The 23,726-nt window shown below is 35.9% G+C and carries 30 protein-coding genes; 2 read left to right on the plus strand and 28 right to left on the minus strand.

From position 1 onward, the window contains the following. Window position 1 precedes the first annotated feature (1 nt). The 21 genes from AC3WSK_RS10235 to AC3WSK_RS10335 form a co-directional block, all read right to left on the minus strand. Window positions 2–265 (minus strand): hypothetical protein, encoded by a 264-nt coding sequence (locus AC3WSK_RS10235; protein ID WP_492414672.1) that lies wholly within the window; start codon window positions 263–265, stop codon window positions 2–4. Continuing rightward, a complete protein-coding gene (locus AC3WSK_RS10240; protein WP_492414673.1) occupies window positions 258–1,187 on the minus strand; it encodes an XkdQ/YqbQ family protein in 930 nt (309 codons plus the stop codon). The genes AC3WSK_RS10235 and AC3WSK_RS10240 overlap by 8 nt, the downstream gene beginning before the upstream one ends. A 1-nt stretch (window position 1,188) precedes the next feature. Beyond that, entirely contained in the window at window positions 1,189–1,617 is a 429-nt protein-coding gene (locus tag AC3WSK_RS10245; protein ID WP_492414674.1) for a hypothetical protein, read from the minus strand. Window positions 1,618–1,629: 12 nt separating this feature from the next. Beyond that, entirely contained in the window at window positions 1,630–3,648 is a 2,019-nt protein-coding gene (locus AC3WSK_RS10250; RefSeq protein ID WP_492414675.1) for a phage tail tape measure protein, read from the minus strand. 12 nt (window positions 3,649–3,660) lie between these two features. Continuing rightward, window positions 3,661–3,855: a hypothetical protein gene (locus tag AC3WSK_RS10255; RefSeq protein ID WP_492414676.1), complete on the minus strand. Its 195-nt coding sequence runs from the start codon at window positions 3,853–3,855 to the stop codon at window positions 3,661–3,663. A 17-nt stretch (window positions 3,856–3,872) separates the two neighbouring features. Next, a complete protein-coding gene (locus tag AC3WSK_RS10260) occupies window positions 3,873–4,274 on the minus strand; it encodes a phage tail assembly chaperone (RefSeq protein WP_492414677.1) in 402 nt (133 codons plus the stop codon). Window positions 4,275–4,336: 62 nt separating this feature from the next. Next, entirely contained in the window at window positions 4,337–4,789 is a 453-nt protein-coding gene (locus AC3WSK_RS10265; RefSeq protein ID WP_492414678.1) for a phage tail tube protein, read from the minus strand. Between the two features lie 18 nt (window positions 4,790–4,807). Beyond that, the gene (locus AC3WSK_RS10270) at window positions 4,808–5,872 is read right to left on the minus strand and encodes a phage tail sheath subtilisin-like domain-containing protein (RefSeq protein ID WP_492414679.1); all 1,065 of its coding nucleotides are present in this window, start codon (window positions 5,870–5,872) and stop codon (window positions 4,808–4,810) included. A gap of 10 nt (window positions 5,873–5,882) precedes the next feature. Continuing rightward, on the minus strand, window positions 5,883–6,308 hold the full coding sequence (locus AC3WSK_RS10275) for a phage tail terminator family protein (RefSeq protein WP_492414680.1): 426 nt from the start codon (window positions 6,306–6,308) through the stop codon (window positions 5,883–5,885). Further along, window positions 6,305–6,724: an HK97 gp10 family phage protein gene (locus AC3WSK_RS10280; protein WP_492414681.1), complete on the minus strand. Its 420-nt coding sequence runs from the start codon at window positions 6,722–6,724 to the stop codon at window positions 6,305–6,307. The genes AC3WSK_RS10275 and AC3WSK_RS10280 overlap by 4 nt, the downstream gene beginning before the upstream one ends. Beyond that, the gene (locus AC3WSK_RS10285) at window positions 6,724–7,062 is read right to left on the minus strand and encodes a phage head closure protein (protein ID WP_492414682.1); all 339 of its coding nucleotides are present in this window, start codon (window positions 7,060–7,062) and stop codon (window positions 6,724–6,726) included. Before AC3WSK_RS10285 ends, AC3WSK_RS10280 begins: the two co-directional genes overlap by 1 nt. Then, complete coding sequence (locus AC3WSK_RS10290) at window positions 7,043–7,300, minus strand: head-tail connector protein (RefSeq protein WP_492414683.1); 258 nt, start codon at window positions 7,298–7,300, stop codon at window positions 7,043–7,045. Before AC3WSK_RS10290 ends, AC3WSK_RS10285 begins: the two co-directional genes overlap by 20 nt. 4 nt (window positions 7,301–7,304) lie before the next feature. Continuing rightward, window positions 7,305–8,684 carry a phage major capsid protein gene (locus tag AC3WSK_RS10295; protein WP_492414684.1) on the minus strand — a complete coding sequence of 460 codons (1,380 nt, stop codon included), beginning with the start codon at window positions 8,682–8,684 and terminating at the stop codon, window positions 7,305–7,307. Further along, window positions 8,677–9,261, minus strand: coding sequence for an HK97 family phage prohead protease (locus AC3WSK_RS10300; protein WP_492414685.1), 585 nt, complete (start codon window positions 9,259–9,261; stop codon window positions 8,677–8,679). Before AC3WSK_RS10300 ends, AC3WSK_RS10295 begins: the two co-directional genes overlap by 8 nt. Continuing rightward, window positions 9,230–10,444: a phage portal protein gene (locus AC3WSK_RS10305; protein WP_492414686.1), complete on the minus strand. Its 1,215-nt coding sequence runs from the start codon at window positions 10,442–10,444 to the stop codon at window positions 9,230–9,232. Before AC3WSK_RS10305 ends, AC3WSK_RS10300 begins: the two co-directional genes overlap by 32 nt. Before the next feature lie 14 nt (window positions 10,445–10,458). Then, a complete protein-coding gene (locus AC3WSK_RS10310) occupies window positions 10,459–12,177 on the minus strand; it encodes a terminase large subunit (RefSeq protein ID WP_492414687.1) in 1,719 nt (572 codons plus the stop codon). Continuing rightward, window positions 12,174–12,716, minus strand: coding sequence for a phage terminase small subunit-related protein (locus tag AC3WSK_RS10315; protein ID WP_492414688.1), 543 nt, complete (start codon window positions 12,714–12,716; stop codon window positions 12,174–12,176). The genes AC3WSK_RS10310 and AC3WSK_RS10315 overlap by 4 nt, the downstream gene beginning before the upstream one ends. Before the next feature lie 133 nt (window positions 12,717–12,849). Then, on the minus strand, window positions 12,850–13,197 hold the full coding sequence (locus tag AC3WSK_RS10320; RefSeq protein ID WP_492414689.1) for an HNH endonuclease: 348 nt from the start codon (window positions 13,195–13,197) through the stop codon (window positions 12,850–12,852). Then, window positions 13,194–13,499, minus strand: coding sequence for a hypothetical protein (locus tag AC3WSK_RS10325; protein WP_492414690.1), 306 nt, complete (start codon window positions 13,497–13,499; stop codon window positions 13,194–13,196). The genes AC3WSK_RS10320 and AC3WSK_RS10325 overlap by 4 nt, the downstream gene beginning before the upstream one ends. 198 nt (window positions 13,500–13,697) lie before the next feature. Continuing rightward, window positions 13,698–14,108 carry a hypothetical protein gene (locus AC3WSK_RS10330; RefSeq protein ID WP_492414714.1) on the minus strand — a complete coding sequence of 137 codons (411 nt, stop codon included), beginning with the start codon at window positions 14,106–14,108 and terminating at the stop codon, window positions 13,698–13,700. 487 nt (window positions 14,109–14,595) lie between these two features. After that, window positions 14,596–16,464, minus strand: coding sequence for a DNA primase family protein (locus AC3WSK_RS10335; protein WP_492414691.1), 1,869 nt, complete (start codon window positions 16,462–16,464; stop codon window positions 14,596–14,598). Between the two features lie 95 nt (window positions 16,465–16,559). Between AC3WSK_RS10335 and AC3WSK_RS10340 the strand changes: the two genes are divergently transcribed. Beyond that, a complete protein-coding gene (locus AC3WSK_RS10340) occupies window positions 16,560–16,775 on the plus strand; it encodes a DUF3892 domain-containing protein (RefSeq protein ID WP_492414692.1) in 216 nt (71 codons plus the stop codon). Window positions 16,776–16,823: 48 nt separating this feature from the next. On the opposite strand, the gene AC3WSK_RS10345 is transcribed toward AC3WSK_RS10340, so the two are convergent. Further along, window positions 16,824–18,506 (minus strand): hypothetical protein, encoded by a 1,683-nt coding sequence (locus AC3WSK_RS10345; RefSeq protein ID WP_492414693.1) that lies wholly within the window; start codon window positions 18,504–18,506, stop codon window positions 16,824–16,826. 104 nt (window positions 18,507–18,610) lie between these two features. On the opposite strand from AC3WSK_RS10345, the gene AC3WSK_RS10350 reads away from it, so the two are divergent. After that, window positions 18,611–19,078 (plus strand): hypothetical protein, encoded by a 468-nt coding sequence (locus AC3WSK_RS10350; RefSeq protein WP_492414694.1) that lies wholly within the window; start codon window positions 18,611–18,613, stop codon window positions 19,076–19,078. Between the two features lie 55 nt (window positions 19,079–19,133). Here the strand turns inward: AC3WSK_RS10350 and AC3WSK_RS10355 are convergent, their stop codons facing one another. From AC3WSK_RS10355 to AC3WSK_RS10380, 6 genes are read right to left on the minus strand one after another with little or no spacing between them, the layout of a single operon-like run. Continuing rightward, window positions 19,134–19,622 (minus strand): DUF669 domain-containing protein, encoded by a 489-nt coding sequence (locus AC3WSK_RS10355; RefSeq protein WP_492414695.1) that lies wholly within the window; start codon window positions 19,620–19,622, stop codon window positions 19,134–19,136. Further along, window positions 19,622–19,936, minus strand: coding sequence for an organic solvent tolerance protein OstA (locus tag AC3WSK_RS10360; RefSeq protein WP_492414696.1), 315 nt, complete (start codon window positions 19,934–19,936; stop codon window positions 19,622–19,624). Before AC3WSK_RS10360 ends, AC3WSK_RS10355 begins: the two co-directional genes overlap by 1 nt. A 30-nt stretch (window positions 19,937–19,966) precedes the next feature. Then, window positions 19,967–21,820 carry an AAA family ATPase gene (locus tag AC3WSK_RS10365; protein WP_492414697.1) on the minus strand — a complete coding sequence of 618 codons (1,854 nt, stop codon included), beginning with the start codon at window positions 21,818–21,820 and terminating at the stop codon, window positions 19,967–19,969. Beyond that, window positions 21,817–22,101 (minus strand): VRR-NUC domain-containing protein, encoded by a 285-nt coding sequence (locus AC3WSK_RS10370; protein ID WP_492414698.1) that lies wholly within the window; start codon window positions 22,099–22,101, stop codon window positions 21,817–21,819. Before AC3WSK_RS10370 ends, AC3WSK_RS10365 begins: the two co-directional genes overlap by 4 nt. A 1-nt stretch (window position 22,102) precedes the next feature. Continuing rightward, window positions 22,103–22,420 carry a hypothetical protein gene (locus AC3WSK_RS10375; RefSeq protein WP_492414699.1) on the minus strand — a complete coding sequence of 106 codons (318 nt, stop codon included), beginning with the start codon at window positions 22,418–22,420 and terminating at the stop codon, window positions 22,103–22,105. Beyond that, complete coding sequence (locus AC3WSK_RS10380; RefSeq protein WP_492414700.1) at window positions 22,421–23,644, minus strand: SNF2-related protein; 1,224 nt, start codon at window positions 23,642–23,644, stop codon at window positions 22,421–22,423. Window positions 23,645–23,726: the final 82 nt, after the last annotated feature.

Here is a 23,726-nt window from a genome sequence, read left to right on the forward strand (position 1 = left end):
CTTACACCACCTTATCAATTGCAGCATAGATTCCGCTATCAGAAATCATGAGAACCTTATCACCTGTTTTCAATTCTCCTGCTTGAATAAGTGTACTAACTGTTTTGGTTACAATTAGTTCATCTCCTTCATCTGCAGTTATTTCAGCTCCATCTGCTACCTTTAAAGGAGACACTTGAACCACTTTACCTACCACAATTAGATCACTCGATATGTTATCACGTTCTTGAAACATTAACGCTAATTCTGTAATTCCATCAGGCACCAAACTCACCTACTTCCACACTAACAATATGGGTACCTGAGCTGACCGAATGATTAGCCGATTTAATATAATACTTTCCAACAATACCTGTTGTAACTTCTTTTAAAGCAATGACTCGATTAGCTTGTATATTAATACTTCCTAATAAATCTAAAGAAGCTGTAATTTCAATCTTGTTTAGATCCTTTAATAGCTCCTGAGCAATCTTTTTAGCTTTTGACTTTTCCTTATCGTCTATTTGCTCTACTTTTGTAAGTAGCCCATATTTTTTTATAGCATTTTTATCTTCAAGGGAAGTATAAGACTTAGTACTTTCACCATCACTATTTGTCACTATGACTTTAGTTTTCATATTTTTCATTGATTCATTTACTGTTGGATTCATGATGATGTTAAAATACTTTTTAATCTCAAAGTAACCACGTTTTGCAACAACAAAGGTCTTATCCTGCATCTCAAAAAAATACTTGGTACCACTAATTTTTGAGCATTGATCTAAAATATCTTTTATGATTTCACTAACTTTTACACCTTTATAAATTTTTTTAATTTTATAAGGTAATGCAGTAATTTTCCTAGAAGAAATTCCATACTTATCAAGTAATTGCGCAATAGCTTTGTCGGCTTGTATATTTTTAAATTGAATAATAGCTTCATTTTCATTTAAATAAAATGCATTATCAAAGCATGTAACTTTACGTGGATTATTACCGTTCTTTTGTATATCCACAATGCGCCCCCAAAAGAACCGTGATTTATCTTTGAATATCTGAATGATGTCACCTACATTAACAATTTCTTTGCCTCTATAGACCACATCGAATGATGCCTCCATTCCTAATGTATCTTCAGAAGTACCAAAAGTAAGATTTCCGATATACTCAGAAATTGATTTGTTTTTTGATCTAACTTCAAATGTCATATCAAATCCCTCTCAATACTATGTGCTCTTGTAGTGCCAAGGTGTAAGGATAGTCACTTACTTTGTCTAACCCTTTTGTAAACTCAATGATTTTGACACCATGATTAACTAATGTGCGTCCATCTTTAGCAGTAATAACAAGTCGTAAAGGTGTTTTTTGGTCTTGCCACCAATTAAGTATTTCAACAACTCTACGACCTGACGTTGTATCTTTTTGAAAGCTGTATTTCTTCCCTGCAACTCGTCCATTGTCAGGGAAGAAAGATTGTATATTCACTTTACGTAACTCATGATTTTCCATCATATCAATGTCTTTAGTAAGAGTAGATAGCACATTCGATTTTGTTGTCCTGGACCACTCCATGTCTTCAGGTATTACAGGAAAAGTTACGACTAATTTACGATCTAAAGTGCTTAAAGTAATATTCATGCCATAACCTCCCTATATATTTGCTAATTTAAGTTTTAATAAATAAACAATCTCGTCTACTATTTCTGCAGTTGTTTTATTCATACCCTGAATGACTATATCCCCAAATTGAATTGATTTGCCTCCACCTGCAGTTGTTGTAGATGTCACATTTATTTTTTGTGCACCACTTTGATTTCCAGTTACTAGCTTATCCACATTATCGATAGATCCACCCGCTGCACGAATCCTTGCAGATTGTCGAGCTGGAATAACCATTTCATCTTTATGCAATTCAGCGATATAGCCGTCATAAGGAACAGAATTTAAACCAGTTGCGTGTGAACCGCTAATCCAACCTCCAACTTTGCTCGCTGCACCACTTATAGCTCCGCCGATTTTACTCACCCACTCGGGCGGTTTAAAGCTTAATATTGCGTTTTTAAAATCAATAAACTTATCATAAAGCCCTTTAAAAAAACCTGTGACTGGCTGTATTTTTTGAACCGCCCAATCATATATGCCACCAAATACTTCTTTGGTCTTGGCCCACAAGCTACCCGCAGCTTCTTTGACAGTATCCCAGTTACGATATAAGGCTACACCTATGGCAATAACTGCAGCTATACCAACTACCACCCATGTGAGTGGACTTGCAAGCATGGCTGTATTCATGGCCCATTGACCTGCAGTAGCAAGACCCATAGCTGTTCTGAAACCTTGAACCATAGTTGTTACAGTTGTGATAACTTTTAAGGCTCCCATACCAACTGCAAATGCTCCTACAGCTGTACCGATCCCAACTACAGTTTCTTTTATTGGCCCCCAGTTTTCGCGTATCGTATTTCCAAACTCAAAAGCCTTTTCAACGATCCCCTGAATCTTTGGAACAAGTTCGTCAGCTTTTTGCGCAACACCTTGTAAAAACTCCTGGGCTCCAGCTCCATTAACAACATCTGCAATCCCGGTTTGTAGTTCTCGCCATGATTTGGTCAACTTCGTTTGGAAATTATTCTGTAAAGCATCTGCAGCTCGTCCAGTTGAACCTTCAAAACCTTCTACAGCTTTCGCGCCATCAGACATTGAGAGAACGACATCTTCGCGCAAATCTTCCCACATGGTACCAAAAAGCGCAACACCTGCAGCATTTTGTTCAACAGGATTTTTCATAGCTGCTAAACCTGCGATAGTTGCTGCAAAGGCATTGTTTGCTGTGTCTCCTCCAGCTGCAAATTTACCGGCCATTTCGTCGGCTGATAATCCGATAGCTTTGAATCCTTCTTTTGTACCTTCAGAACCATCAATAGCACGGATACCAAACTCTTTAACAGCATCCCCGACTTTGTCCATGTTCCAGGCTCCATTTTGAGCTCCAGAAATTAAGATCCCAGTAAATTCTTCAGCAGATAAGCCAAGCTTTGCAAAATGCACGCTATACTCATTAAAAGTATCGAGTAGATCATCTGAGTAATCGCCTGTTTTTTGAAAGGCATGTGTCATTAAATCTAATGCTTTTGTCTCGCTCAACCCTTTGAAGTTGCTCGTCATTGATTTAACGGTTTTTCCGACTTCTTTCGATTCTGCATCCCAAGCTTGTGAGATAGTAGCTGCACCTTTTGCAACTTCAGTCAACGCGTCACCTTTTAAATTAGAAAACATTGCACTTAAAGTTGAAACATCATCTGCAACTTGGCCCATGTTTTCACCGAAACCCGCCTTAAACACGTCTTTAGCTACATTCTCAAGCCCCTTCAGTTCGGCCCCTGTTGCGCCTGTTCGAGCTTCTAACCTACTAAAAGCACTATCAGTATCAAGAATCGATTTCGCAACGCCTGCACCAAATGCAGCAATTCCTGTAGCGCCTAATGCTGCAGCTCCTGTACCCACTGCTTTAAATGCTCTAGTTGCTGATCTACTAAAATTCTCAACTTTATTTTGTACCACGTTCAAGTAACGACCAAAATCGCCTGCTTGCGCGTTCGCTCGTTTTAAACCTGAGCTGAAATTCTCATCCTTAAACTTTAAGATTGCTGAGATGACACGTTTTGCCACAGTATCACCGTCCTATATTTGCACTGAAAGAACAGGTATTGCACCGCCGTTATTTTTCAATATCTGTTCTCGCTTTTGCATACGTTCATTCTCTTTTTCTAGCTCAATATCTAAACTAGCAACCATAAATTGTTTTGAATAGAAATCTAAATCATGAAGATATTCTATTTTGTAACCTTTTTGAATGTAGTGATGATAGAAATACATTTCATCATCACTGTTAATTAGTTTTTTAGATCTTCAACCAAACTTACTGTACCTTTTCGGAATCCTGTTAAATCAATTGCAACATCAGCAATATCAAGAAGCTCACCATCAGAAAAAATCTTGTCAACAATATCGGTAGGCTCTTCACATTCGAATGCCTTTTGTAACTCTTTATCACGTAAGTCAGGCTCTCGTACAATTGAATAAATTAGGTTAAAACCTGCCGCCTCGGCTTCTTTATCTGTAGTTCCCTTCTTATTTGTTACTTCTAAGAAGTCGGCAACATCTTCTTTTGTTACTTCAATTTCAATATTTGCATTTAAGCGTGGGATAAATAGCTTTTTCTTAATTGCTGAACCATCCATCTTATACTTTGCTTTATCTTTGATTAATTGTTCTACCGATAATAAATTTGTCATCTCGTACCCTCCAAATGTTATAAATATAAAAAAGACACGACCAAAATCGTGTCTCGTATCATTTAAGCTGCCGCCATTACTTCAGTTTTAATGGATTCTAAAATATCAAAATCGGCAAATTCAAAGCCCATTTCTTCTTGAAGCAATGCACGTTGTTCAATTTTCGAAAGTAAAAACTCATTAAATGTAACACCAGATACACTTGTACGTTCTACCCCATATGCATCAGGATCAGCTAGTCTAGTAGTAATTTCTATTTCAGGCATTTTCCCTGCCTTTACTGATTTGGCTAAAAGATTAGCTCCACGACTAAACATTTTCTTTAAAACAAGATTTCCTTCGCCTACCCACCCCATGAATTTTCGGTGCTTCCCTGTATCTTCTGGGAAATAGACATCTTCATACTCAATCGTCACTTTTAATTCGATGCTTTCTAAATCAAATAGCTTTTCACCATTAATCCATACTGCACCATGAGTTCCGTTGATAACTCGTCCTGCTTTTTTCGTACTCATTTATTTCACCGTCCTTTATTAAGCTGAAAAGATGTTAAAGTCTAAATCTTCAACAGCATCAACTATTTTTACGTTTCCTGCTAAGAAGATACTTGATCCAAACGGCATTTCACGTACCTTTGTATCGTCCCAGGTACTTGTATCGGTACCGACACTTTCCCATGCTAGTCGTTGCGTTTCCACATCGATTTCGGAAGTGTTTTCATATTTATTATCCAAAATATTTTCTGCTGCCAGGCCCTTGAAATACGTCTTTACACTAATAATGTAGAGAATTTGATTATCTGTAATGTTAGGCATTTTACCAACATAATAATCGTTGAAAGTATCTCGAATATCGTCTGTAATCATATCCATGACTTCAACAATCTTAATTTTCTTCCAATCACGTTTCATCTCAGTTGTGACTGTAGTTAGCGAGTTAACACCTCGTCCAATTTTAATCTTCTCACCGTCATTGATTAGAATTAATTGGCCTGCATCTATATCTGCATTTGGATCTTCGTGTTCGATAATCTCGTCCACTTCTGGAAGTACATAGTAAGTGGAAGAACGAGTAAACGGTAGACCTGCTAAAATGCCCGCAATACGTGTTGTAAATTGCTGTGCGGTATACTCTTTTTCACCTACTTTAATTCCACCAGTAGTAAAATTGATTACACCGTTATTATCTGCTGCTTGATTTGCCACTACTGCTTTATATGTTTTCTTGTCATTTGTACGTTTAGATTTAAGCCATGTTGTTAATTCTGTGGCTTCCTCAACTGTTGCATCTGGTATCGCCATATAATTAAATTTAATGCCACCCAATTTTTTTAGGGCATCAGTCATTAAATCTTCGCTGCTAATTCGTAAAACAACGACTTGTGAAGGTGTCCCAAGCAAAGTCATGCTAATATAATCGTAATTTTCAGGTGTCCAATCGTTTTCCTTTAAATCTTCGACAGATTTTATAACTGTTTTTGAATTTAAGTATTTTGCAGTTTCATCACGCAAAATAAGCGCTACGATACCCATAGCACTTCTTTCCATAGCATTCATAGACTTTGATTTGAATGCAATATTTATTTCAGGTAAACCCATTCGTTTAACCTCACTTTCCGTTATAAACCAAAGTTTCTATCATTGGTACTTCCTTTTCCTCAACCTCCTGATAGAACAAAATGTTAAACTCATGAACCACTATTCCATCAGTAACAACAGAATCAGGCTCATTTACATTTAGTGCTCGATCAGAAACGTATAATTTATTTCCATAAGTTTGAGCTAATAAAAATTGCATTGTTAGTGCATCAATGGATTTTTCAGTAGCTTTTAAATCAGGAAAATAAAAAGTCCGTACCGTTAAACTTGTCTCAAGTTGGCACTCTAATGTTTCAATTTTCATATCATCTAATTCTACTGTTATGGAAGGACGAGCAAACCCTTTTGAAACATCTTGTGCCTTTACAGGTACTGCAGGAATTTTCTCAAGTAGTAAATTATTTATGGCCAACTTAATATCGAAAGGTGTAATCATAACTTATTAGCCGCCAATAACTCGTCTAGCCAACCCGATAACATTTCATCTGCCACTTTACTTGAATCAAATTCTTGCATTCCTTTATCTAGCACCTTCTTTCCGTGTACAAAACGTCCTAAATCCTCTCCTGTTTCCGATACCATCCTATGCCCATCTTCAATCAAATGAGCGTGTGGGGATGCATTATAAACACGTACAACCCATGAACCGTCATTACCAATAAAAACTTTGCCACGCTTCCAAGACTTATGATAATTACCACTTAACTTTTTAACATCTTTTCTTGCTCTTTTTGCAACTACTGTACGTGCTTTACTGCCTACTTTCCTCATAATCTTTGGCATTTCTTTGTTAGCATTTTTAGAAGTGCGTAATAAATCTTTTTGGAGATTTGTCAATCCTGTAACATGCACTATCCAAGCACCTCCTGAACAAAGATTTCAAGTGTTTCATTCTTGAAATAGGGATTTAATATATATTTGATTTCAAAAACATGTCCTTGAAAATGTATTTGCATTTCTTTCGTAATACCCTTACCTGCGCTATACCGTACTACAATCTTATGAGTGACATTAGTTAGAACCGTATCAGCTTGTTGACGCTGCAATGCACCTGTTTGTGGAATGATTTCTGCAAAAATAGTTTTGAGTTTATCAAACTTCACAGCGTCTTCATTTAATGCGTTTTTATATGGAATGTCCCCATGAATTTCTACACGGTGTTTCAGTTTATTAGCTTGTTGTTTCGACATCACAATACGCCTCCTGGACAATAAAAGGTGTGATTGCATCAAGTGCTTTTTTCATTTCATCCTCTGCTACACGGTATTCATACATAATTCCCGCAACCATAAGTACCAAGTATTCTTGTTCTGCACCAGTTGCATTTTTTACATATCGCCGGGCATTTCTTAAATAAAAGGACAGTGAAGAATCCTCTTCACCATCCTCACGAATGTGTCCCTTAAATTGTTCTAATAACTGATCCATCTAATCAGCTCCCTGGTTTAGTGGCTCCTACTTCATAACGGTAAACCGCTGGCTCATATGGTGAATAGATTAATTGGCCATCAATAAGGTTGTAAATTTGGAAACCAACTTTATTTGTTCCTGCAAATTTTTCAACTAGCTTTTGCAATTCCATACCACCCTTAATTTCTTGAATGTGGAAAGCTTTGAAATCTCCAAAGTAAAATACAGGTGTAGCTGCATCCGTTTTAGATTTATTAGCTGCGTCTGTGAAGTCTACTTTATGTCCAAGTAAAGTATAGCCAACACCATCTTTAGCTTCATGTAATAATGGGCGGCCTTGTTTATCTGTCATGTCCTCCAACACTGTTAATGCAGCACGGTTAATAATCCAAATGGATTTTTTTAATACTTCTGTTACTGGTTGACCTTTCATTTTAACTAATTGACTGTATAACACTTGGGACCAACCTTCTGCTTCTAAATCCACCTTACCAGTTTCATAGAATGCAACAGCTTTCTTTGCAAGTGCGCCAGGATTTTCATTGCCTGAATCATCACCATTGAACATATAATTTATTTCTTTACGAACATAAGCTTTTTTCAATTCATCAATTACAATTTGTTCAATATTTACTCCTGTACGTTTTAGTAATTTTTTCGTGATTGTTGCAAGGGCATCAAATTCAGTTGGATCTAGATCGATAGAATCAAACTCAATGTCTGTTTCTTCGATTTCATCATCTTTCCCTCGCTCTTTTTTACGTACATTTGCGTCTGCTTTTTTAACAAGTACAGGGTACTTAATATCTGCATCTGTTTCTACATACGAACCGTATTTTCGTAGCAAGTTTTCTTCTTGTGCATACGTAATAATTTCTTTAGTAATTGAAACTGGAACAGTTACAGATCCATTCCCTACCTCAATACCAAGCGAACGTGCCTCTGATTCCGAAATGTTACCAACTACAAAGTTAGCAAATGCGGAACGAATTTCTGCTTCACGTTTCTTAGTGGTTTTAGAATTACGTGTTGATAAAGCACTTTGAATAGCTGTAATAGCAGTTTGTGCAGCTGGAGACTTGCCGCCACTACGATTTTCAGGATCAGATTTAGAGTTAGATTTATTCTTATCTTTGTCTTCATCTTCGTCCTCTTCTTCATCATCATCTTTATTGTCTTTATTATCAGCACTTCGATTTTCAGGATCTTCATTTTCTGGATTATCTTCTAAATCAGCAAGTGCTTGTTCTGTTTCTGTAAGCTCTGCTGAAATTTCCTCAATTTCAGTTGTGACACCTTCGATTGCGTCCTCAGCAATATCTCCAACTTCTAATTGTGATCTCAACTCTGTTAAACGACCTTTTAAACGTTTCTGTAATGCTTTTAATAGTTTTTTATTCATGCTTGTTTTCCTCCAAAACTGAGTTTATTTGTTGTATTAATTTCAATCGTTGTTCAATCGATTTATTAGCTTCTTTTGAGCGTAATGATACTTCTGTATCTTCATATGCCGGAATACTTACGACACTGATTTCATGTAGCTCAACACTATTAATTGTTCGGACAGGCATTTCGGGTTCGTAATCCCAAGTTTCACTTGTAGGAACAAAACCGAATGAGCATTGTGAAATATCTCCGCGTTTCAAGCTCTCTGATAAATCCCTAGCCAATGTTGTGTTAGGTAAATCTACTTCGAATTTAAGCCCTCTAGCGTCCTCTGACAGGCGTAACGTTCCACTCTTGGTTCTTCCTAAGACATTGTTCCAATCATGGTTAAACAGCGCTCGTATGTCGTCATTTGAAGCAATCGCATCCGCAAAAGCACCTGGGGCAATTACCTCGGTAAACATACCCCATATATCTGTTGGGGAATTAAATACAGCTGCATAACCTTCAATCACATTCGTTTCACTATCGCCCTGGCTTCTCGTTTGAAGTCCTTGAATATCAAGCGTCCGAATCTCCTTTTGCTTGGCCACCCTCGTCACCTCCTTTCAAGCTGTTGTCCGTTGCTCTATTTATGTCTTCACCTGCAATTAAATCTTTTGAAATATATAGTTTCATCGATTCCTCAGTGAACAAGCGATCAAAGCCTAATAAACCATCGCGAGCATCGTCAGGTGTTGCGACCATTGTTCTTACCAGGTTATAAGCAATATTTGTTTTCGTGCTGTACGGAACAAAGTCCAAAATATTAACCTTGAATTTCAACCGTAAATTTGAATTTGGGCCGAAAAAAAGAAGACTCAAATGGTCTTCGAAATTTTGCATTATAGATTTAACAGATTTATTGTGTAAGTACATCATGGCTTTCTCTAAATCTGTTTTTAACATCGCTCGGTATGTTTCAACATCGATATTTAAAAACTTCCCAAGATCCTTTTTATAAACGTTTAAGTAAGAAAGTATTTTGGCATCATCGATAGGGCTTTTAAGCTCATTAATTTCATAGCCTTTACCCAACGGAATAAGTTTAATTGTGCGACTTTCATCAATACCCTCTAACTGATCCAGGATCGAATTAATTAGAAGCGATTGAGCGCCATTTTTCGGATTGATATGGGCATCTAACTTTAATAGGAATGCAAGAATGCCACCCTTTTTATATTTATCTGTTAGCACTTTTTCAGCGCTCATAACACCTTCTAACGTGTCCCTTCCTAATTGCTTTAATCCAACACCGGTCAAATGATTCAAGCCTACATTTTTTATGTGACGAATCATATTAGATGGTATTTCAGTACCGTTGATTTTAAAACGCTCCACTAGCTTATCATCTAATTCAGCTTCGACATTTGATACAACGTGAATCTCTTTGCCCGTGTAGAAAGGAAAAACTTCACCCTCAACTAAATAGGTGTTTACCATTAGCTTCATAAATTCCGTGCCAGTTAAATATTTGTTTGGATTGCGTAACACTTTTAAAATAGGATGGTTCGTTATATCCTTGCCTGTTTCTTGGTCTTCAACAACTACCTGGGCCAATGTAATCTGATTACTTATGTCTTGCAACAACTCGTATACATCGCTTGAATGTAAAATATTTTCATCATCGGCAAACCATCCATTTAACCGAACACTTCCGCCTAATGAAGCCTCTATTAAGCCTCGTTTTTCAAGCTGTCTTACTAAATATCTTGAAAGCCTATCCCTTATTCTCACTATCTCACCTCGCTTTATCGATAAATTGATTTAATATACTCGTCTAAGCCATCCATGGTTTCAGCCATCATGTTTAATGTCTCTTTATGAGCAATTAAAAAAGCGACAAAGCCGTCAATATGTTCAGGACTTTTTCGCTTAGATGGTGTTTTTAAATTATTTATATTTGTTATGACTTTGGCATTTGAAGCACAGAAAACTAATAATGGGTTATCTGTTATAACTTTATCTTGTAAAAGAAGAATTTCGAAATCGTCAAATGGCTCGTTCATTACAGCTGGATATTGAGGAACTTCTACGCACGGTATTCCTAGCATTTCCCACTGTTCTACAAGCTTTTCTGCCAACGCTGGATCATAATTTATTTGTCGTAAATCAAAGTTATCAAATACCCATTCAACATATTCATTTACCATATCTTCACTTACTGTTTTACCAGGACATAATGTAACAAATCCTTTTTCCGCAAGCTCTCGGTACGGTACATTACGCTGCAGCTCTTTTTCTTCAATCCCAAACTCAGGAATAAAATACATCTGCTTCGCTTTTAAGATTGGTTCGCCATCATCATCAAATGTCGGCACATTAATATTCACACATGTTAAATCGGTACGTCTTGATAAATCTACTCCAACCACGCATGTTAAACCTTCAATTTCACCAAGATCATCAACCGTCATTTTTTCTAATTGATCCAAATCAAAATAGGTTTCGGCATAATTGACGAATATATTAAGATGCTTAGATAAAAACTCAGCACGGTTAAAGCTGTTGTTTTGAGCCTCTTTAAATGCATTCTCTAAAAATTCCATGCTAACCGAAACACCGATATTAGGATTTACCATGCGCCAAACTTCACGGTCTTCCCAATCATAGCCTTTGTTCGGCTCATAAATCATTACAAACCAAGAATCATCATTGTCATGCTTCATAGCTTCTTTAGCATAGGCATGAATCTGAGCCCCTAAAGCTCCTGTTTGCTTTCCAGCTGTTGTTGTGATGATGTTCAAAGGTTCTTCTTGTGCAATTTGAGCAGATCGCAAGTTATCGTATTGTTCACGATCCATTTGTGCATGGACTTCATCGAAATAATTACAATAAGGATTTTTACCCTCGTTCCCTGCATTATCTTTTGTTAAAACCTTCAACGTGTTAGCGTATTTTATGCCGTCTTCAACAAAGGTGTATTTGACAGATCGGATTGTATCTTCTTTACCCTTGTAAATTCGTGTACCTGGACGCAAATCAGGGCTATTTTCAATCGTTAGGCCAATAGGAATAGCTGCATTTTGGCATTGTTCGAATGTATTTGCTGATATATAGAAGTCAGCACCTTTAACACCTTCGCCATACATGCCATAAATTACTGGACTACCACCCATTATAGTTTTACCGTTTTTCTTTGGTACCTGCAGGTATGCATTTCGGACAACTCGCACTGCTTTTCCAAATTCATTTTCTCGCTGCCATCCGTAAATGTTAGCAAAGTAAAACTTTTGCCAGGATTCCAGGATTAAAGGTTGTCCAGCCCATTTCCCTTTCGCGTGTTTCAAGAAAGTTTCGGTGAAATAAAGCATGTCATTAGCTTTGTCGTTATCAAACCAAATGTCTTTTCGCTTCTTCCATCGTTTATAACGCTTCACCATTTGTTTAATGCTGTGAGGATAGGCTTTTGGATTAGATTCAAACTCTTTTACAAATTCATCAGCATAATTCACTTCAAAATCAATCATGATTGCATTTTCCTTTGTCTACTTTGTCTAAATTGAACAAGCTTACTACTTTCAGCTGTTTCAGGCTCAGGATCTTTCTTCTTTTCTTCGTCACCTTTGGCAAGCAATGTTCCTGATTTTTTTATGAGCTCTTTGTTTTTACCATCTAATCCAAGTTGGCCAAGTAAACGTGCTAATTCTTTTCGGAGCTTTTCAGTATTTTCACCAATTTCTTTTGCTTGTTCATATTCTTCGAAACAATCCAGGTATACTTCCATAAGCAAATCTAAAGCAGGCGAATAGGTGCCGGCTTCAACCAATGCATCAATAATTTTCTTTTGCTGTTGTTCACGATTAGTAGGCTTCTGTTTTGTCACACTTTCATTTGTCACAGCACTGTGACATTCCTCAGAACCCATTTTTTCAATCCATTCATAACGGCTTTTCCACTTTCTCACCGTAGACTCTGCAGCACCCACAGCCTTTGCTATCTCTGCATTTGAAAGACTTCCTTCACTCTCTTTAAAAAGCTCAAATGCCTGTTCATGTTTTTTGGTCAATACCTATTCACCTGCCTTTGTCACACTTAAATTTTTTTCAAAAAATCAATTTGAGGCGCGCAATTACATGCTCATACGGTCTACAGGAAAATGGACAAAAAATTAATTTGGTAGGGGGGCTATCGCTAATTAATCACCAATTAAATTTATATTTTGTATTAGATTTTGTCTCATTCTCGACTATCATGTGACACTTAGGACATAGTGTTGTCACGTTATCAGCATCAAGCTTTAGGTCAGGCCTAACATTGATCGGTATGATGTGATGGTGTTGTGCTGTCTTACCAAACACAAACTTATTACATCGTGTGCATCTTCCCTTGTCTCGCTGATAACATTCAGACTTTAAATCCCTCCATGCCTCTGTGCTATAGAACGGCTTATTGCTAGCACCTACATTCCTTTTCCTTCGTCTATGCTTATCGCAATACCGACCTTTACTTATTAACTGTCGGCATCCTTGTTCACTACAATATTTCATTCTGCATCAGCTACTAACTGTGCCTCGATATGCTCACGAATTGTATCAGGCTTCTTTAGATTACCTGGTACTTCGATATTGTTTTCTTCTGCAAACTCTCTCAGCTGTGTAGCAGTCATGCCATCTAAATTAATTACTGGTTCTGCTAATGGCTTAATTGTTTCACCTTTATGAAGCATTGTTGTAGGACTCTCTGTAACCTCAAATGATGGTTGTTCACCTGCAGGAACGAATACTATTTTCTTACCTTCATTGTCCCAGTACTCTTTGCCGTTAGCTGTTGTACGAATTAGTACATTCATTCATTAATCTCTCCTTTCGACATAACAAAAAGCCACACCTTAACAGGCGTGACCTAATGCTTGTTTTTAGAAATACACGTACAAGCGAACGTGCTTATATTTGTAAAGCAATTTTGTTAACGCATTTCCGTGCGCTTTTTGATACTACTATCATATAACGGATTTTCAATAGATAACATCGTATCGATTAATGGTAAATCAATGTGAAGTTACTAAATCAAGGGCAAACTCAATCATTCGTTTAATTTGAGAATGTTTGTTGTAAATATAGCTGGAACTATAATTTAATTCTTCTGCTATGTTTTCAAGTGTCTGACCTTCTATATATTTTTTATAAACAATTTTGTATTCAAGATCATTAAATGAACAAATGAATTTTTTTATATCTTCTAAGTCATTCATTTTATGAGCTAACTCATATTCAATCGCGGCAATGCGTTCCTCTAATCTTGCACCATCACTTTCAGCTGTTAACTTGTATTTTGCTAAGTCACCTGTCGTCCATCTACCTAACTCTCTTTTACTTCTATTTAGATTATTTTCTAATCTCATGATTTCAAATTCTAATTCTTTATAGTCTTTCAACCATTCATAAGACAATTTGGTCATTCGCAACCACCTTTCGGTCACTATTTTTGAGGAAAATGCGTAACCTTCTGTAACCATCTGTAACCGCCTAAAACCCTTATGGCTCTAAGGTTCTCGGTATTTTACAAGTCGTCCGGTTACGCATTTACCCCCTATATTTCTTTTATAAGATAAAAAATTATTTATATATTTATATATAAAATATAAAGAAAGTGATTTTATCTGTAACTTCTGTAACCATGCTTTCAAACCCTTGATATGACTGTATTTGATAGGTTACAGTTATCTGTAACTGGTTACGCATTTGACCCATTTTTTCAATAAAAATAGCTAAAATGGTCACTTTTTAAGCCTATTTTTTGACCGATTTTCGGTCACGTTTTTAAAAAAGGTGTTGATATATCAACGTGTTTCCCCAGGGAAAAAGTCAAACGCCTAAAATCGCACGTTTTTGAAGTAATTTCACTATTTTCATCTGTAACCTATTTTGGAAGAGCGCAAATTTTTATCATTCTTCATCTAAGATGAATAGACGCTTACTCTTACCATCAACTTTATTAACTTTTGTGCTATAACCGTACATCTGTTTAATCATTTTACTAAAACTAATATTACTTACAGGTTGGAAACCATTTTCACTACAATAAACTTTGTATTGTAAATACACATCACTCACTACAGCACGTTCTAATTCAATATCTTCAAGATGCATGAAGCTAATAATTGGATTGTTTTCTTCATGGTATTTCTCCATCTCTTTCTCAACTGCTTTAGATTGTGTGAATTTTTTGTTGTTAAGCAATCGTTTCAAAGCATTTAATGCTAGATTCAATACATAGTGCATCGATTCATCAGAAAGCAGCTTGTCCGTAATAAATGGATCGTAATCTTCATCATCCACTGAGAACTTCGCTTTAAAAGGCACAATTTGAAGTCGTCTACCAAGACCGTCAGTGTAATCATTAATACGTGGCATTTCATTGGCTGAGAAAATCAATTTTGCATAGTTAGTAAAATCAAATGGATCTTTGCCTTTACGCTCTACGTTCAATGTTTCACCTGTGGCCAATTTTTTAAGTACAGATGATTCTTTAATGTAACTTTTTGAAATATCATCACCTATATTGACTAACTTTCCAAATAACTCAGCTGTTTTAAAGCGTTGGTCCAGCTCTTTCAAATCCAATGAAGCTGTATTAAATTCACCTACTAATTTACGAATGATTTTTAAATACGATGATTTACCATTACTACCGTTACCAGTGAGGACAAACATAGCAGCAAACTCATTTCGTCTAAATAAGATGTAACCTAAGATTTCCTCTAAGATATATCTTATCTTTTTGTCATGGACCGCAATTTTATTAAAAGTACTATCCGTTACTTCATAATAAGCACCTGGCACATAAGCAATTGGAATTTTATTGCGTGTGATAACATCAGGTGAAAAGTCTTGTAGTTGCCACGTTTCTAAATTAAATACACCATTTTTCATCACAATGTACTGCGTAGAAGCAAATTGTTTCTCTTTGGCATTGAGCTGAATATATGCAAGTGTTTCTTGTCGTCTTGCCCTGGTCAATGAAGAAATATGTTTGACCATCATTCGTTCAATGTCTTCTTCACGATCTGAGTAAACACCATCATGGTATATATGCAGCACGTTCGCTATTTTACAAATGTGATGTTCATTTATTAAGAAATCACCGAATTTATCATGATGAAATACTCCCTTAATGAAAAATGATTCTTTCATAAATGCATCGTCGCGTAATATGATATTCAGCTCATTCTTTTCAACTGGTTCCTCTAAAATATAGTTGTTGATAATAGCGATAGTTTCTTTAATATCCTTCTTGGCCATTCCTTGTGACTGCATTTTTAAAATATAAGTAAAGAGTTTATCGTTACGTCCGTCACCATCTGATAACTTAGTCAAGTTAGGGTTTTTCTTATTATATGGAGATAACCAGGCTGGCATAGGACCATGTTCATCACATTTTCGGAGCCATTTGCGAACATGACCATTTATCTTTAATGGATCTGCAGTATTTTTTATACCTAACTTGTAATCGCAAAGAATACCGATGTTGGAATACCATTTAATTTTATTTGCAGTTAAATCATAGCCTTTAAAATAAAAATGCATGCCGTTGTTCGTTTGTAATACCGAACATTTAATATCCTTATCTTCCACTATGTCGAGTAGTATTTCAGCTTCGTCTATATCATCAACATCGACCATGATAAAGTCATCATCCAAAATCCCAACATAGGAATCTTCTTTTCTAGCTGTATTGTAGGAAAGTAGCTTGCTACCATCTTTGAATGATGTGGCAGCATGCTTACCATTTCCTTTTAAATATCCCTTGTACATTTACTCACCTTCTTCACTAATAAAACATATTGATATTTACAAATATTAACTATAAAATTTAATTGCTACCCCTATACCAATTGAGGTGTCTAAATATGACTCAAAAACCAAGATTAGTAGTAGAAAAGGAATCTAAGACTGGCTTGAACACACACTTCCGAGATACTCAGACCAATGAAGTAATTACTCGAGGTGAAGCTGTAAAACGTGTTAATAAAGGCGAATATCCTGATTACCATACAGCAAAAGTTAATAATAAAAATATTATAAAATCCAATCCAGATAATAATAAAAGTAACAATCTAGATTAAATACTATTAGGGGTAGCAGCTTTCAAATACAAAACAGAATTACTTTAATCACTCTCCTATAAATGCATTAATTCGTTCATTGGCCAAATCTAAGTACCACCAGTAATCAAGTTTTGTGGGTACTTTCATGTCATTTATATCTTCATTAATGATGAAGCATTTTTCAGGAACATAAGGTATCTTTTCAGCTGTACCATTTTTCACTTTTTTCAATTCCTTATCGTTCTGATCCACACTGGCGAACACTCGAAATACTTTTTCATTCATTCGTTTCAATCCATACCGTGCATAATCATATTTGTTACTGATTTTCACTATCTTTTGGAATTTGATTAGCTCAGTACATTCGAAAATAGTTTCTTCTGGATCGATGCCTTTTACGAACCAATTAACGATGGCTTCATTCACTATTGGCAAATCATTGTCTAATGGATTCAGTTTTTTCACATACGCACCTTTTGCTTTATAGTTACCAGCTGCATCAACGAGAATATAATTGTTTACATCTTTTTGAATGACCTTTGTAAATTCATCAAATTCAAGCTCCATTTTTGTACGTTGTTCCCACTCGTAACAAATATCATCTATTAAATCATAATCATCGTAGTTTCTTAATTTAACAAGAACACCATCTGTATTGGATTGAATAATGTCACAATGTGGCTCTAATTTCTCAATTAAATCTAGCAGCAACGTCATCCCACCAATACATACGTTGTTGGCCATCAATGGATCATAAAGACCGTTATACTTATCTTTCATCGCCCCATAAGTACCGTTAATAACAATTTTTAATGGAGCTTGGCGTTTATCCTTTGCCGCTTTATATTCAAGCCGTCTATCACGTATCTCAGTGAATTTTTTAGGATCCCTTACGTTTCTGGACAAGTAACCATATTCAATCATTAAAGCAGGGTAATAACTGGCCACATCGATGTTTAAAAAATGACCGGTTCCAATATAGTTATTTCTTGCACCATGTAAGCCACCCCAGGCAAATAGGTGAAGTACACCTGCAACGTCTAATTCAAAGACTTTACTGTAATCTTTGTTTTCCTTATAAAAATCAAGGACCTGAGTGTATTTGTTAATCTTTAAAGTAGATGGAAACGAAAAATCAAACTCATCTTCTCGCTCAACTTTAGGTTGCTGCGCTTCTAAAATTACAGCTGCTAATTGCGCTTTAGTTTTAGATATTTGTTTTAAAGGCATATTGAACATTTTTAGTAATTCAACCTGTGATTCAAATTCTGATATTGTTTCCATGAAAATGTGAATTGTTTCATGTACATCATGACGGCAATATTTCAGCACCTCTAAAATCTCATCTTCCGTTAACTGTCTGTCAATATTGAATGAAACTGTAGTTTCTTGAATATCATGTCCCTGGAACCCTTCAAGCTGTTTCAATGATCTAAATTTATTAGTCATTACATCAAAATTAAATAAAGTGATTTTCCAAAAATCTTTATAAAATTTCCATCCTGGTTCACGTTTTACTATTATCCAATGATTTATTTCTTGTGGTGTGAATCCACAAATAATTGCCTTTAAAATGTATTGGTCATAGTGTCGTGAATTGTAACCAACCCAAATATCTTGTTTATGCTCGTTATAAAACTGAATAATACCAGGTACATCATTTATAAATTCATATTCTATTTTTGTATCTGTATCAACAATGACAACTAGCCAATCATATTCAAATACCTCAAAGTCGTAGAAAAGCATGTTATCACTCCTTTGTTACAATATTTAACTTGTAGTTTAACAAGTTAATGCGAATTGGTATAATATCCTTTAATTACAATTTAAGAATACTGAGGTACTTGATAATGAGTAGATTGCATAATGCCGTATTAAATATATTTCGAGCCGCTATAGAAATAATTCGAACTGCTGTAGAAATAACTATAATTCCACTCAGCTTGAACCCTTTACGTAATATTCTTAAAGATCTTGAAAAATCAGAGACTACAATTGATATTAAGATTCAAAAAGTCAATGAATCATTAGTCGAAACTTCTCAAATCATAAAAGAACTAGAAACAGAATTTAAAGTACGCTCTCGTAACTTAGAACTTCTACAACGAGAATATGCTAGATATTCTGAGCTAGCAGAAATAGAGAAAGATAAAGCAGCTGCCTTATTAGCTCAAGTAGACCATTCTGTTAATAAAGGTAAAAAATCCGAAAGATGGGCTGGATTTTGGATTAGCACTATATCAGGACTAATTATTTTCATATTGGGACTAATTTTAAGCCCTGTCCTCACACCATTTTTTAATAACTTGTTTAAATAGTGATAATTTTTATTTCCTAAATTAAAAGGGAGCTTTAACGGCTCCCTTTATTCACTTATTCAACTTCAAAAACTTCTTCAATTACAAACTGATCGTACCCCTTATCATCAGTTTCTTTTTTCAGTAAGTATTCAAACTTTCCTTCAATATCTTCATGAATATCCAGGACCAAATCAGCATAATCTTCAAATCCCGAAAACTTAACATCATCTTTTTCACAATCCCACAAAGCACGTAGCATTTCATTGTTTTGGTGTACCTGCAGACCAAATGCACGATCATTTTGCGGTTGCATTACTTTGTTGTAGAAAATACGTTGTCCTTCATGTTCTCCTTCAAGAACTTTGAACCAAATTTTAAGCATTGGATCCCCGGCCTTTGAAGTTGTAAGCTCCATCACTTCAACTTCTACTTCATATTGACCATCGGGAATAGGCTCAAAATTCCCACCACCATTTTCTTCTACTTCTTTCACATCTGCCTCAAGTGCCTCAATATCTACGTTTTTATCAAATTTTGACCAATCAAATTTTTTATCTGCCATTATTCTTCATCCTCCTCATTGTTGTTAACTGAAACAGTTCCATCTTTATCAACTACAACCTCAACACCTTCATGTTGTGAACCTATTTCTTCTTTTTCTCGCTCTTTTTTAGCGGCTTCATCTTCCATTAATTCACGCGGTGTATTATAACTGAACTGTAAATCTACTAAATGATATGTTCCATATTTATTGTATTTTTCAGAAATAGCATGCTTTACTAAGCCCTCGGACTCTTTTGCTTCCGCCACAATTTCCTCTGCTTGTTCTGCAGTATCTGCATACCATTGTTCTTTTTGATTAAGTAACTTTTTCAAATGAATACCCTCCTAATTGGTTAAATTTTATTATCTACGTCGTCGACGACGTGATGTTGATTCCTCTGCAGGTTCATTATCTGCTTTTTCACCTGGTGGCGTATCGTCTTCTACTGGCTTTCGTTCACGGCGTTTACGTTCGCGCGGTTTATCTTCTTCTTTAGATTCTTCTGCAGGTGCAGCATCTTCTTTTGTACGATTTCGACGTTGACGTTGTGGTTTTTCCTCTTTTACTTCTTCATCTTCAACGTTTTCTTCATCTACTGAAGAAGGTTCATCATTCTTATCTTCATCTTCCTTACGTTTACGTGAAGAACGCTCACGTTTTGGAGCCTCATTGTCTTCATCTTTGGTGCTTTCTTTTTTACTTGGCTTTTCATCTTTATGCGTTGATTTACCTTCCTGAGCAACCTTTAATTCTTCAATGAATGCCTCATAATCTAGTGGAATAGTATCTACTTGGAAGTCAAAACGACCACCACCGAACACATTTTGCTTCTTAGCGAGCTGTAAGAAACGTTCATCATCTGAATTGACAAATGCACGAATTGTTAAGTCTACTGTACCAGTTAGGAAATTTGCTGTTTTTTCATCGATATTTGGACGGTATGTTGATCGCTTTGCTCCACCTTTTAACGTCACTTCATTAATGATTTCTTTCGAAATATAAACAACTTGATAACCTAGTGATTTCAGACGTTTAATAGCATTGTTAAACTCAGTTTTAACCTTGTCCCAACCCTTACCGTAGGAACCATCTGACTCATGCTCCCAACCATTTTTATCAAACACATAAATACGGCAATGTTCTTTCAAGTCTTCAACTAAATCGATAGCAACCGTTTCAAATGTATTTTCTTCTGTTTCTAAATCAGTAACATGATCCAAGAACACTTCCCACGCTAATTTACGATTAGTAACACGTCCTGTCTTTGTCACTTCATCTTTGATTGGAATAACTGGTGCTGTAGTATTGTCCGTATTCCCATCTGTATTAAAGAAAAGGACATTTGGAAAGTGGTCCACAAATGTTGATTTCCCCACATAAGAGTCTGCGTAAAGCCATAAGTCCGGTTTTGTATCAATTAGTCGCTCTCTACGTTCGTTTTTAGGTAATGCCATGATTATCTCTCCTTTGTCGTTTGTGATTGCGTCCAGGTAATCTGGAGCAAATCTTGGATTGCAGCCAAAACAATTACCACTAATATTTTTTGGATATTTTTTAGCTGTTTCGATTTTTTCAATACTATTGAGGAAATACACTGTTTTCATTTCATCAAATTCGATTGGAACAAATGTGACTTTCATTTCTTCAAGCGTAGAAATAAGCCTTTTTCTAAAATGAAATAGATCCTCGTCTTTCTTTTGTTTAATACTTGTTTTTGGAACAAATAAGTATGCTAGTTTCTTCACCTTAAAGCCGTCTTGTTCCAGGTAATCTTTATAGATGTGTAATTGGCCACTATCTAAGTAATTTTTAATATGATTGGAGTATTTAAAGTCGATTACCATACACATTCCATCAGGTGCAACAGCAATTAAATCAACAAATCCCTTATACTCAGGCTTATCAATTTCATACTCATGAATGAGCTCCCAACCATCAAACATTTCTGCCAAAAAGTCTTGTACTTTAGGAATTAAAATTTCTAGTTTAATAGCTTCTTCTACCATGCGATCTGTAAGCACTGGAAATGAATTATAGTAGTAATCCAGTGCCGTTGGTACATCGTGCTCAATTCCTGTGTGCAATGCCTTACCGATTGTTAAAGCATTGGCGGCATCATAGTTTGGTAGCTCAATGAGTTTATCGATGTACCGTAGCTTAAAGTGATAAGGACAATCTTCAAAGAGTGATACACGGCTATAGCTGTATTGAGTCACCCGAACCACCTCTCTTTCCAGGCTTCAAAATCTTTAGGGCGTAATATATACGCTTCGCCACCAGCATCGTTAATTTTTCTAATGTTATACAGTTGCAGCTTACTTGGTGTACCCACATCTGTTTTAAGCTCAATTCCATGAAATACACCGTCAATGCAAGCTAGTATGTCGGGAATACCTTCTTTCGTGTATTGAGATCCAGCCCAATATTTGATATGCCACACGTTAGGCTTTTCTTTTAGAAATTTAATAACCTTTGCTTGGAATTGGTTCTCACGCATATTACTTCACCTTGATTGTTACGCTGGCACTTCGAGAAGATACTTTCGGATAATCTTCCATTAATTCAGCCCACAATTTAGGTTCTTCATTTTTTAACTTAGTTGTATCTAAAGATTTACTTGAACTTGCTGCAGTACGAGTAATTTTCAGCAAATCATTGTCTATGGATTTAATACCGAACTCGTCCATTGCCTTACCAAGATCTTCTTTGAGTTTAGAAGTTTGCTCCTTTAATAATTTTTCTTGCTGTACATGTTGAGCCACATTGGCCATCAACATCATGTGTTTGTTTTCAAATGCTTGTAATTCATTAGTCATTTACATTTCCTCCTTTTCAAATAGCGCATCCGTATAATCGCGTCTTTCGTCCAATACTTCTTTCATTCGCCACTCAATGCTTCCAACCGTTAACAAATAATAATAGAAGCATGGTCTCTCCTGGCCAATACGGTGTATGCGTTTCTTACTTTGTTCAAACAACTCACTCTTATCTGTAAGCGTGAAATAAACAATTTTATTGGCCTTTTGTAAGTTCAGGCCCATTGCTCCAGCTTGGTATTGAATTAGCGTTATACTGTTCTCAAATTGCTCATAAGCCGTTAAATCTTTAAGATCACCATTAACTGTACTAATTGGTCTTTCAATCATCTCAGTTAGTGCCGTGTATTCTTTTTTGAAGTTGTAAAAGATGATAATTCGGTCATTGGTACTCTCGATTAAATCTTTTACATACTGCGTTTTATTTTCGTTGTATACACCTGCCAGCATTCGCAAGCCTAACTTCTTCGATGTCGCTGTATCACCTATTAACAGGTCATTTTCAAGCTCTAAAATGTGATGCTTGGCAAATTCCTTATAAAACTTTGTAGAAGGTATTTTGACGATGTTTTCATTTACTGCAGGTAAATCAAATACTTCATCTGTTTTCATAAATACCGCACCATACTTTCGTAATTTTGCCTTTAACCGGTCAACATTTTTGTAACCTTTAATGACATATTTTTGATTTTTGTCGTCCCATTCCTGGACCACAAACTGTTTTATAAATAGCTTTTTACTAATCTTCCAACCTAGTAAATGAAGCTGTGACCACAATTCTTCATATTTCCCACCTGTGGGCGTACCTGATAGCAAAATAACGTTATTGGCATTTAATTTAAGAATGAATTTTGTTTGCTTGGAGCTTTCATTTTTTATCTTGGAAGACTCGTCCAACATCACTGTTAGATACTTTAACTTCAATAATTCATCTCTACGCCATGCACGCTCATAATTAATTATCAACACGCTTTCAGGCGGTATATCTGCTATTTGTTGTTTATCAAATACAATTACGTTGTAGTCGTAATACTGCTCAAAATGCTCTTTCCATTCGTCTATTTTGGACTTTTGACAGATTAATAGATTAAAAGGTGTATTAAGCTCCCACATTTTTTCAGAACCCACAAACGTCTTCCCTAACCCCATGTCTAAGTAATAAGCGACACGATCATATTCATAGGTTTGATTAAGTGCTTGTTCCTGGTGTGGGAATAGTTTCATTTACATCACTTCTTTTCGTGTTATACTGATTTCAGATAATTATTTTGATTGGAGCCTGAACCGTTGCACCGGTAATGGGCTC

The organism is Lysinibacillus sp. EB271-A1-10B (assembly GCF_058791335.1).